General features: G+C 34.6%; 13 protein-coding genes. 7 read left to right on the top strand and 6 right to left on the bottom strand.

The features are described 5' to 3' along the window. Positions 1-16: 16 nt before the first annotated feature. Entirely contained in the window at positions 17-1,360 is a 1,344-nt protein-coding gene (locus K5S59_RS21355; protein WP_120451082.1) for a TrkH family potassium uptake protein, read from the bottom strand. Positions 1,361-2,352: 992 nt separating this feature from the next. On the opposite strand from K5S59_RS21355, the gene K5S59_RS21360 reads away from it, so the two are divergent. Further along, positions 2,353-3,588, top strand: coding sequence for a dicarboxylate/amino acid:cation symporter (locus tag K5S59_RS21360; protein WP_000814817.1), 1,236 nt, complete (start codon positions 2,353-2,355; stop codon positions 3,586-3,588). A 22-nt stretch (positions 3,589-3,610) separates the two neighbouring features. On the opposite strand, the gene K5S59_RS21365 is transcribed toward K5S59_RS21360, so the two are convergent. Together K5S59_RS21365 and K5S59_RS21370 are read right to left on the bottom strand one after the other, a co-directional pair. Continuing rightward, a complete protein-coding gene (locus K5S59_RS21365; RefSeq protein WP_000184927.1) occupies positions 3,611-3,766 on the bottom strand; it encodes a hypothetical protein in 156 nt (51 codons plus the stop codon). Between the two features lie 136 nt (positions 3,767-3,902). After that, complete coding sequence (locus tag K5S59_RS21370; RefSeq protein ID WP_000081442.1) at positions 3,903-4,322, bottom strand: MarR family winged helix-turn-helix transcriptional regulator; 420 nt, start codon at positions 4,320-4,322, stop codon at positions 3,903-3,905. 162 nt (positions 4,323-4,484) lie between these two features. Here K5S59_RS21370 and K5S59_RS21375 point away from each other — a divergent pair, with 162 nt between their 5' ends. Both K5S59_RS21375 and K5S59_RS21380 read left to right on the top strand, forming a co-directional pair. Beyond that, entirely contained in the window at positions 4,485-4,916 is a 432-nt protein-coding gene (locus K5S59_RS21375) for a YrvL family regulatory protein (protein ID WP_120449728.1), read from the top strand. A gap of 33 nt (positions 4,917-4,949) precedes the next feature. Further along, on the top strand, positions 4,950-5,537 hold the full coding sequence (locus tag K5S59_RS21380; protein ID WP_097845712.1) for a thioredoxin family protein: 588 nt from the start codon (positions 4,950-4,952) through the stop codon (positions 5,535-5,537). 29 nt (positions 5,538-5,566) lie between these two features. On the opposite strand, the gene uppP is transcribed toward K5S59_RS21380, so the two are convergent. Continuing rightward, entirely contained in the window at positions 5,567-6,358 is a 792-nt protein-coding gene (uppP, locus tag K5S59_RS21385) for a bacitracin resistance undecaprenyl-diphosphatase (protein WP_120449726.1), read from the bottom strand. Positions 6,359-6,538: 180 nt separating this feature from the next. Here uppP and K5S59_RS21390 point away from each other — a divergent pair, with 180 nt between their 5' ends. From K5S59_RS21390 to K5S59_RS21400, 3 genes are all read left to right on the top strand, one after another. After that, the gene (locus K5S59_RS21390; RefSeq protein ID WP_000665399.1) at positions 6,539-7,903 is read left to right on the top strand and encodes an MATE family efflux transporter; all 1,365 of its coding nucleotides are present in this window, start codon (positions 6,539-6,541) and stop codon (positions 7,901-7,903) included. Positions 7,904-7,973: 70 nt separating this feature from the next. Beyond that, positions 7,974-8,147: a hypothetical protein gene (locus tag K5S59_RS21395; protein WP_000343557.1), complete on the top strand. Its 174-nt coding sequence runs from the start codon at positions 7,974-7,976 to the stop codon at positions 8,145-8,147. Positions 8,148-8,165: 18 nt separating this feature from the next. Continuing rightward, positions 8,166-8,315, top strand: a complete 150-nt coding sequence (locus K5S59_RS21400) for a hypothetical protein (RefSeq protein ID WP_000744622.1) — start codon at positions 8,166-8,168, stop codon at positions 8,313-8,315. A gap of 64 nt (positions 8,316-8,379) precedes the next feature. On the opposite strand, the gene K5S59_RS21405 is transcribed toward K5S59_RS21400, so the two are convergent. After that, positions 8,380-8,877 carry a hypothetical protein gene (locus K5S59_RS21405; protein ID WP_000746042.1) on the bottom strand — a complete coding sequence of 166 codons (498 nt, stop codon included), beginning with the start codon at positions 8,875-8,877 and terminating at the stop codon, positions 8,380-8,382. A gap of 105 nt (positions 8,878-8,982) precedes the next feature. Here K5S59_RS21405 and K5S59_RS21410 point away from each other — a divergent pair, with 105 nt between their 5' ends. Beyond that, positions 8,983-9,885, top strand: coding sequence for an aminoglycoside phosphotransferase family protein (locus K5S59_RS21410; RefSeq protein ID WP_000382056.1), 903 nt, complete (start codon positions 8,983-8,985; stop codon positions 9,883-9,885). Positions 9,886-9,887: 2 nt separating this feature from the next. On the opposite strand, the gene K5S59_RS21415 is transcribed toward K5S59_RS21410, so the two are convergent. Beyond that, positions 9,888-10,049: a hypothetical protein gene (locus K5S59_RS21415; protein ID WP_000651007.1), complete on the bottom strand. Its 162-nt coding sequence runs from the start codon at positions 10,047-10,049 to the stop codon at positions 9,888-9,890. Between the last annotated feature and the right edge of the window lie 72 nt (positions 10,050-10,121).

A 10,121-nucleotide genomic window follows, 5' to 3' on the forward strand; every position in this document is an offset into this window, starting at 1 on the left:
GCTTATGCGGGATACCTTATCCTGTAAATACATCTTCCGATGGATACTTAATTTTTTGTTTTGCTGGTCGCGCTAAAGAAAAGACAAGTGTTAACGGTCCAATTAATCCGCAAAACATAACAAACATAATAATACATTTTCCAAACGCTGATAACTTTGCAGTAATCCCCATCGTTAATCCTACTGTACCAAATGCTGAAATTGTTTCAAATAGTAACTGAATAAAACTGAAGTTTTCTGTTAGCATTAATACAAATACTGCTGCAAAAATGAGAATTTGACTGGCAACAGCAATCGCTAACGCTCTCGTTACTGTCGACATTTTTATTGTGCGCTGAAATAATACAATTTCCTCTTTCTTTCTAAAGAAAGAAAGGACAGATGTAACTAAAATAACAAACGTTGTTAATTTAATCCCTCCACCTGTTGATACACTTCCTGCACCAATAAACATTAAAACCATCGTAAATAATATAGATGATTCTTCCATCCCCCCGTAGTCAACTGTATTAAATCCAGCAGTACGAGGAGTAATGCCTTGGAAAAAAGAAGCCCATAACTTTTCATTTAAAGGTAAATTCCCTAACGTCTTCACATTATTATATTCCAATACAAAAATCACAATCATCGCTATCACATTTAGCGCTACTGTTCCAACAATCATAATTTTGGAATGAAGCGATAATTTTCGAAAACTACGGCTATACCATATATCAATTAATACAGTAAAACCGAGACCCCCTATTACGATTAAAGAGCAGATCCCAATATTAATAATAGGATCTCCTACATACCTCGTTAAATTATCTGGCCATAGTGCAAATCCGGCATTATTATAAGATGCGATTACGTGAAAAACACTATAATATATACCTTTTCCAAAGCCAAACTCTGGAATAAAGCGAAATGATAAAAAGATAACTCCAATCAACTCAATACAAATTGAAAATATAAAGACACGTTTTACTAATTTTACGAGACCACCTATATTCGTCTGATTAAATGCCTCCCCAATTAATAACCGATGGCGTAATCCGATTTTTTTGCCTAATACCCAAACAATTAAAATGGCAATCGTCATAAGACCTAGACCACCTGTTTGAATTAAAAACATAATTACAATTTCGCCAAACATCGTAAATGTACTTGCGGTATCTACTACTCCTAATCCTGTTACAGTTGCTGCTGACGTTGCCGTAAAGAAAGCATCTACCCAACTAATATGTACTTTCGTTGCGAATGGTAACTTTAATAACAAACCGCCAACCACAATTAAGCAGAAAAAACCTAATGCTAATATTTGTGGTGGATTTAATCGTATAAAACGATTATACAGCCCTTGTCTTTTTGTTACTTCCATATTCACTAACTCCCTTTTCCCCCTCATAACTAAAGGCTTATAAGAAACCTTACATAGCGGGATAAACCTTATACTCTTATAATATAGTTGAGCATAATCCTTTTTTTCATAGTTTTCAACTTTTATTTATATTCGCATTTCATTTCCTCTTATAAATGAAACCTTCTATTCTCTTTCTTTACTCTATAACTCTTACAGCAACAACTTCATATCTATCATTTCTCAAATTCTCATACCTTTCACTCTATGTTCACACCCTGGTCACATCAACCTTTTATAGTATATGTATCGGAGCTGTTCCTCCCTAATTTATAAGACATTCCCCAGTGTCTTGAACAGCTTTCCATCCCTAATTAAATTGACATAAATTGTCCCCTTCCTTAGGCCATCATTTTCGATGGTCTTATTTTTTGTTTACTTTATTTTTTATGGAAAACTCCCTCTCTCTTTCACTCTATGTTCACATCAGGGTCACATCCACCTTTTATAGTATATGTATCGAAGTTGTTCCTCCCTAATTTATAAGACATTCCCCAGTGTCTTGAACAACTTCCATCCCTAATTAAATTGACATAAATTGTCCCCTTCCTTGACCATCTCTTATGTGATGGTCTTATTTTTTGTTTACTCTAGCTTCTATTTAAAATTCCCTCTCTCTTTCACTCTATGTTCACACCCTGGTCACATCCACCTTTTATAGTATATATATCGAAGTTGTTCCTCCCTAATTTATAAGACATTCCCCAGTGTCTTGAACAACTTCCATCCCTAATTAAATTGACATAAATTGTCCCCTTCCCTAGACCATCCTATGTGATGGTCTATTTTGTTTTTTAACTAGATTTCCCAACTTTTTTGCTTACTTTAGTAAAAACAATCTATATTTAAATAGATATTTCTATACAAAATATTCAGAAAATATTGTCAAATTAGGTAGTTTTTCGGTACAATTAATGTAGAAAGTAATTTCACAAAAATAAGGGGGGGTTATATTGAAACAAACAAAAGCAATTTTAATTGCATTATTTCTCGGTTTAGTTGTCGGACTCACTTTAAATTTAGCTGCGCCATCCATTTTTGAACCATTAAATCAATATGTGTTCAATCCACTTGGTCAATTATTTATTCGCCTCATTAAAATGCTAGTTGTTCCCGTTGTATTTATATCTATCGTGCTTGGAGCTGCTGGGCTTGGAGACCCGAAGCAACTTGGAAGAATCGGCTTAAAATCAATTTCATTCTTTCTTGTAACTACAGCCGTTGCGATTTCCATTGCAGTTACATTCGCACTTATTATACAACCAGGCTCTGGCGGAAACTTTAAAACCGAAGGGCTTAAATATGAAGGTGCAAAAACCGAAACATCTTTCGTCGATACTTTGCTAAATATCGTACCAGATAACCCAGCAAAAGCGATGGCTGATGGAAACATGTTACAAATTATTGCCTTTGCCGTATTAATCGGACTCGGTATAGCTATTTTAGGAAAACGTGTCCAAGGTATTCATTCATTACTTGAACAGGGCAACGAATTAATGATGTATCTTGTTAATCTCGTTATGAAATTAGCTCCAATTGGAACATTCGGGTTGCTTGCTTCGTCCGTTGGTAAAATGGGTCTTGCTGGCGTCGCTGCGATGTTCAAGTATATGATTGTCGTTATGCTAGTACTTATTATTCACGGCGTCTTCGTCTATGGTGGATTATTAAAGGTATTAGCAAAAGAAAGCATTGTCCGTTTCTTTAAACATTTCGGACCAGTAATGGCAATTGGATTTAGTACATCTAGCTCTAATGCATCTCTTCCGTTTGCGATGAAAACAGCACAAGAAAAACTTGGCGTTCCAAAAGCGATAAGTTCTTTTGTACAACCACTAGGTGCAACTATCAATATGGATGGTACTGCCATTATGCAAGGTGTAGCAACTGTGTTTATTGCTCAAGTATACGGTGTTGAGCTGACTATTTCCCAATTAGCTGTCGTCGTATTAACTGCTGTACTAGCTAGTATCGGTACTGCCGGTGTACCAGGTGTTGGACTTGTAATGCTTACGATGGTATTAAATCAAGTAAATCTACCAGTAGAAGGTATTGCCTTAATTATCGGTATTGACCGCATTCTAGATATGTCACGAACAGCTGTAAATATTTCTGGTGATGCAATTTGCGCAATGATTGTCGCAAAATCAGAAGAAAAATATAATACGGATCAATCTGCAGCATCTTAAATCAAAAAAGGAGTGAAAAGATTCACTCCTTTTTTGATTTACTTCCTTTTTTCGAACGATATTCTTTCCCTTTGTTATCATTACCAGTCTCAAATTCCGCACTAAACTCTTGCTGAAATTGCCCTGATTCTGGTGAGCCTTGATTTCCGCTCCCTTTACTACCATTTCGATTTGTCATATTTCTGCCCCCTTCCTTTACTAGTAGTATGTTACATATTTTCTTTTTTATAATCTTTTACATAAGAAAGAAGACCTTCCTCATATAAGGAAGGTCTTCTTCTTTTCTACGTAAGCGTTTTCTTACTTGTAATGAATTAAATAAGTTTTTTAGAAATAGATATCATTATATTCATTTCTTCTTCTGAAAGTGCAGAGAATCTTTCTTGTAAATATTTCTTTTTCTCACCTTCCATTTTCGCAACCAAATCTTTTCCTTGCTCTGTAATCTCTAAATATACAACTCTGCGATCTGATGTAGAACGTGAACGGGTTACAAAACCTTTATTAATTAATTTTTCTGTAACAGCTGTAATATGACTATTCGATACATTTAATTCGTTAGCTACACGTGATACCATTTCTTTATTCGTACGGTTCAATATTCTAAGGACGATGAACTCATTCCACGGTATGTAACCACCAAATATTTTTCCAATATCATTACGCAACGTGCGGAACATAGCAAAAACATTTGTCGATAGTTCTTCCATTAATTGCTCTCGATTTTGAGACAACTTTGACAGCCCCTTTTATTTCATTTAGTTAAATAAAAACCTTATTAATAATTTTACATGAAATCTTACTTTTTGTCACCTTATTTTCCCATAATTCGTAGTTTTTTAATAGATATTCCATGATACAATAAAATTAATTTTCCAGAAAAAGGAGATGGGGTAATGAGTGAAGAAGACGAATTTTCTAATCTCAATCTAAAAGATAAGACTATGATTATTGGTTTTGTTATTCTGCTTCTCATTATATTTTTTGCATTTATATTCTTTGTATATGTAGGAATCTTTCATATTACAGGTATTGAGTATAGATCACGAACTGCTTTACTTCTATTTTTTTTATTAATCACTTTCTTAGACGGTATTACATTCTTTCTCTTCGGTTTCCTCAAGGCGTTGCTATATCCAATGACGAAAAACATGCCAAATTGGCTGGCTATTACGCTTTTTGCAATCATTGAAATTACGTTAGATTGGTTCGTCATTCATACTGCCGACGATTGGATAGAGAACGTACAACTGTCCAACATTGCTGAATTATGTGTCGTACTATTCTTTTTCCTATTAAATAAATTATTAAGCCACAAGAAAGAGTAAGAATACAAGCTTTTCTATATAAAAATTGGTACAATGAAAACAAATCATACTAAAGAGGTGTTACTTATGAACTTGCAACAATGGGCTGATAAAGGTATGTCCTTTGATACATATGTGAATGAAATGAAAGTAAATCAATACGAGTTACTACACATTTACAATAACTTTTTAATTCCAAATGAATTACTTCCTGTATTAGAAGAACGCCAAAATGATGGCTGGCGTGTTATCGTATTAACAGCTGATTGGTGTGGTGACGCTCTTTTATGCGTACCTGTTATGAAACGAATTTCTGAAGTTGCAAATATTGATATGAGATTATTAATTCGCGATGAAAACTTAGAATTAATGGATCAATATTTAACAAATGGAACAGCACGTGCCATTCCAATCTTTATTTTCATTGATAAAGATGGAAATGAACAAGCCGTTTGGGGACCACGCGCTCCGAAAGTACAAGAATTAGTAACTTCAATGCGCGCTACATTGCCTGAAAAAGAAGATCCAACATTTGAAGAAAAACAAAAAGAAATGTACGCTAATTTCCGTGCCACATTAGCTGATGATACTGCTCTTTGGGAACATGTAATGGAAAGCATGATGGAAAAAGTAGTAAAATAAAAAAACTGCCGAACTCGGCAGTTTTTTTATTACATAATGAAGAAATAGAATACCGCAGCTAAAATGAAACGGTAGTAAGCGAACGGTGTTAGTTTTACACGAGCTAATAATTTTAAGAATGAAACAATTGCAAGCATCGCAACAACGAACGCTGTAATGAATCCTGTTGCAAATAATGGGATATCAGCCGTACTTAATATATCCCAGCTTTTAATTAAATCTAAACCACTTGCAGCTACCATCATTGGTACTGCTAAAATGAATGTATATTCAGCCGCCGCTGTATGCGAAACGCGAGCTAATAAACCACCACTTATTGTAGATCCAGAACGAGAAAATCCTGGCCAAAGCGCTAAACATTGGAACATTCCAATTGTAAATGCTTGCTTATATGTGATTTCATCTAATGTTCTTGCTGTACTTGGTTTCGAAAACTTTTCAGCAACAATCATTAAAATACCACCAGCCACTAAGCTAATGACAACTGGGCCTGGCCCAAATAAAACTTCTTTAATCGCACTATGGAACAATACGCCAAGTACGCCGGCAGGAATCATCCCGATAATAATATGTAATAAATTTAACGATGGTCCGTCTGTTACTTTCCCTATACCTACTAAAGACCATAGACGCTTCCAAAATATAACAACAACCGCTAAAATCGATCCCAATTGAATAACAACTTCGAAAACTTTCGCTCTCTCATCGTCAAATCCAAGTAAATGACCTGTTAAAATCATATGTCCTGTTGATGAAACTGGTAAAAACTCTGTTAAACCTTCAACAGCGCCCATGATTATTCCAATTAACCAATCAGCCACGAGTAGTGCCTCCTTAATAACGAATATGTAATTTTTCACACCTTATCATAATACCTTATCCCTTTTCAAAGTGCATCCTTTTTTTATTGATTCCATATGTTCTAGGCGCGTATTTCTTTTCTATTTTTTAATTAAATTGTATGATAGTGAGGGTTTGTTTTTATGCGGAAAGGGGCTTTTATGAAAGAAACTAATTCATTCTCACAAAAATTAAAGCAATTTGTATTACTATTTTTCCCGATTTTCGTAACACAAATGTCATTATTTGCAATGAGCTTTTTTGATACGACAATGTCAGGGCACGCAAGTCCTATTGATTTAGCGGGTGTTGCTATCGGAACAAGTATATGGCTTCCCGTTAGTACCGGATTAACAGGAATTTTGATGGCTACTACTCCAATTGTTGCTCAGCTCGTTGGATCAAAGAAAAAAGAGGATGTTCCCCAAGTTGTCATACAAGCAGTATATTTAGCAATTTGTGCTAGTTTCGTGGTCATCCTTATCGGTTTCTTCGCTGTTTCACCTATTTTAAACGGCATGCGCCTGGAAGAACCTGTGGAACGTATTGCGGCACAATTTTTAAGTATTATCGCAATTGGAATTATCCCTTTATTTACTTACACTGTTTTACGTGGATTTATTGATGCATTAGGAAAAACTCGCACAACGATGATTATTACATTACTATCATTACCAATTAACGTAGTATTAAATTATGTATTAATTTTCGGTCATTTCGGTTTCCCAAAACTCGGTGGTGTCGGAGCAGCAATTGCTTCTGCAGCAACCTATTGGTGCATTTTAATTATTACCGTTATTATTATTCGTACGAAAGAGCCTTTCGCATCTTTCCATATCTTTAAACAATTATATCGTCCTTCTCTTTCGAGTTGGAAGGAGTTCTTACAACTTGGCGTCCCTATCGGATTTGCTATCTTTTTTGAAACGAGTATTTTTGCTGCAGTAACACTTATGATGAGTAACTTTAGTACGACAACAATCGCAGCTCATCAAGCAGCTATGAACTTCGCTTCCTTGTTATATATGACTCCTTTAAGTTTAGCAATGGCAATGACCATCGCTGTTGGATTCGAAGTTGGAGCGAAACGATATAATAACGCAAAACAATATGGATTTATCGGGATTGGCTTAGCACTTGCATTTGCCCTATTATATTCAATTCTTCTCTACTTCTTTGATGATGAAATTGCTTCTATTTATACGACAGATATACAAGTTCATCATTTAGCAAAAGAATTTCTTATATTTGCGATTTTATTTCAAATTTCAGATGCAATTGCAACTCCTGTACAAGGGGCACTACGTGGTTATAAAGACGTAAATGTTTCCTTAATTATGACATTAATCGCTTATTGGGTAATAGGCCTCCCTCTCGGTTACATATTAGCAACGTATACTGACTGGGCAGCAAAAGGATATTGGATTGGTCTTATTATCGGTCTAGCATTTGGTGCTATCTTCCTTCTTGTCCGTCTCTTTCAAGTTCAAAGAAAATATACAACAAAAAACCACCGCTCACGATAGAGGGGCGGTTTTCTTTATGCATATTTTTTCTTTGAACGTATAACATAATGAAAAAGAAAGGTGGATACATATGGACGAAAAAGAAAAAAAGCAATCATTCGATGAAGAATTCGCCCCTGAAATTTCACCTGGATATCGACAAGATGTACATAAGCCACCTAAAAATAAAAACACTTCTTTTTTAATGGGTATTACCATTTTCGCTGCAGTACTACTTGTGCTTATCATTTTTGTTTATTTTTAAGGAAAGGTGACATATTATATGAAGAAACAAAATTCCAATCGGTCGAAAAGAACTGTAAAAACAGAAAAAGGATATGTAGGTGATTCTGTTCTTACTCAGAAACAAGTCGAACAAGGAAATTTATACATTGCTCAAAAAGAACTTGGACAACAAAATGAAAACCTTTAAAATCCCTCAAAGAACTGGGGGATTTTTTTTATCGGCTATTTGTGGCACTCATTTATGTTTCAATTTATTGTACATACTGCTTTTGTTCTAACACCTTAAATATATTATTAACCTTTACAATTTTCATTTCATAATTCAATTTCATTTCGCTTCTCTTACCATTCTCAGTACCCGCAACGTACGCTACAGTTTGATAGAGAAAGCTTTCATCCGTCACTTCACGTATGTCCTCGTTTATAAATTTATACTCTAAATCTCGAAAACGATTTGGATAATAATTTTCTATTAATTGGTCATATCCTCTATTTAAAAATATTTCTTCACCTTTTCGTTTCACATCTTCTTTATTAATAAACTCAAACACTGATAGTTGCTCTGTCACAAAATGTTCTCCTACCTTTTTCATTTCATTATGAGTTAAAGTTTCTATACTTTTGTTCTGTAATCCCTTATTTAATCCGTACTGATTAATCGGTTTATAGCTAGCAAAAACCTCCTCTTTATATGACCAAAACAATCCAAAAGCGATACATAAAGAAGTAATTAGTATTCTTTTCTTCATAACAATCCCGCTCCCTCTTCATAATGATAGTTATATTTTAACATATAGAAAGAAAATTCTGATATCATAGACTAGAATAAGTTAACTTAGAAACGAGGAACAATTATGGACACATACAAACAATATATAAAAGAAGCCTTGCCTAATCTTTCTATACATTCCTTTAAACAAAATGAAGAAGGGTGGGATAATGTAGCGGTTATCGTAAATGATGAGCTACTGTTTCGGTTCCCTCGAAAACAGGAATATGCAATGCGCATTCCGTTAGAAAAAGAACTATGCACACTTCTCTCTTATTCACTACATGAAATTGAGGTTCCAAAGTACCACCTATTCTATAAAAAGGATACTGATACTATTCCGCTTTGCAGTTACTATACTCTCATTCATGGTGAACCGTTAAAAACAGAAATAGTTACTACACTAGAAAAACAAGAACGGAAAGCACTTATTACACAATTAGCTACCTTCCTTGCAACCCTACATAGTATTCCTTTAAAACAAGGTACAACGTTAGGACTCCCTGTTGAAAAAACACTTACCTACTGGAAAGAGCTACAAACTAAGTTAAATCAGTATGTTACTAATAGTCTTACTTCGTTACAGAAATCATCTTTAAATCGGTTATTCGAGAATTTCTTTACTTTTATCGATACAACCACTTTTCAAAATACAATTATTCACGCTGATTTTACACATCATCACATTTTATTTAATAAGCAGAACAAAAATATTTCAGGGATTATCGATTTTGGTGATGCTCAAATTGGCGATCCTGCTTTTGATTTTGCTGGGCTATATTATGATTTCGGACATGATTTTACCACATCTGTATATGAACAATACAGCACACTTATTTCTCACCATGACCCATTACTCATTCACCGCATCACGAGTTTTTATCAATACAGCCCTTTACTACATAATATTGTTTATAACTTTGAAACAAAGGATGAACTTGAATTCCTAGCGGGTACAGAACAACTGAAAGTAATACTACAGGGATGAGATTACATTCTCTCCCTATACTCTCTCTCCTCATACATCATTAACTTTTTATCCATTTCAACAATAACTTGATACAGTTGAAATGCTTGTAAAATTTGCAGTTGAATTCCAAAAGGAGCATTCTGTTCTTTTAACCATTGAAATACTTTCATTTCATCTTTCATTGATTATTCCTCCCTTTATCCCGCTTTAATGGGCAGTAAGACCCCCACCTCCAAATTCAGCGAAAGCAAAGA

The organism is Bacillus sp. BML-BC051 (genome assembly GCF_019656175.1).
Taxonomy (GTDB): Bacteria; Bacillota; Bacilli; order Bacillales; family Bacillaceae_G; genus Bacillus_A; species Bacillus_A mobilis.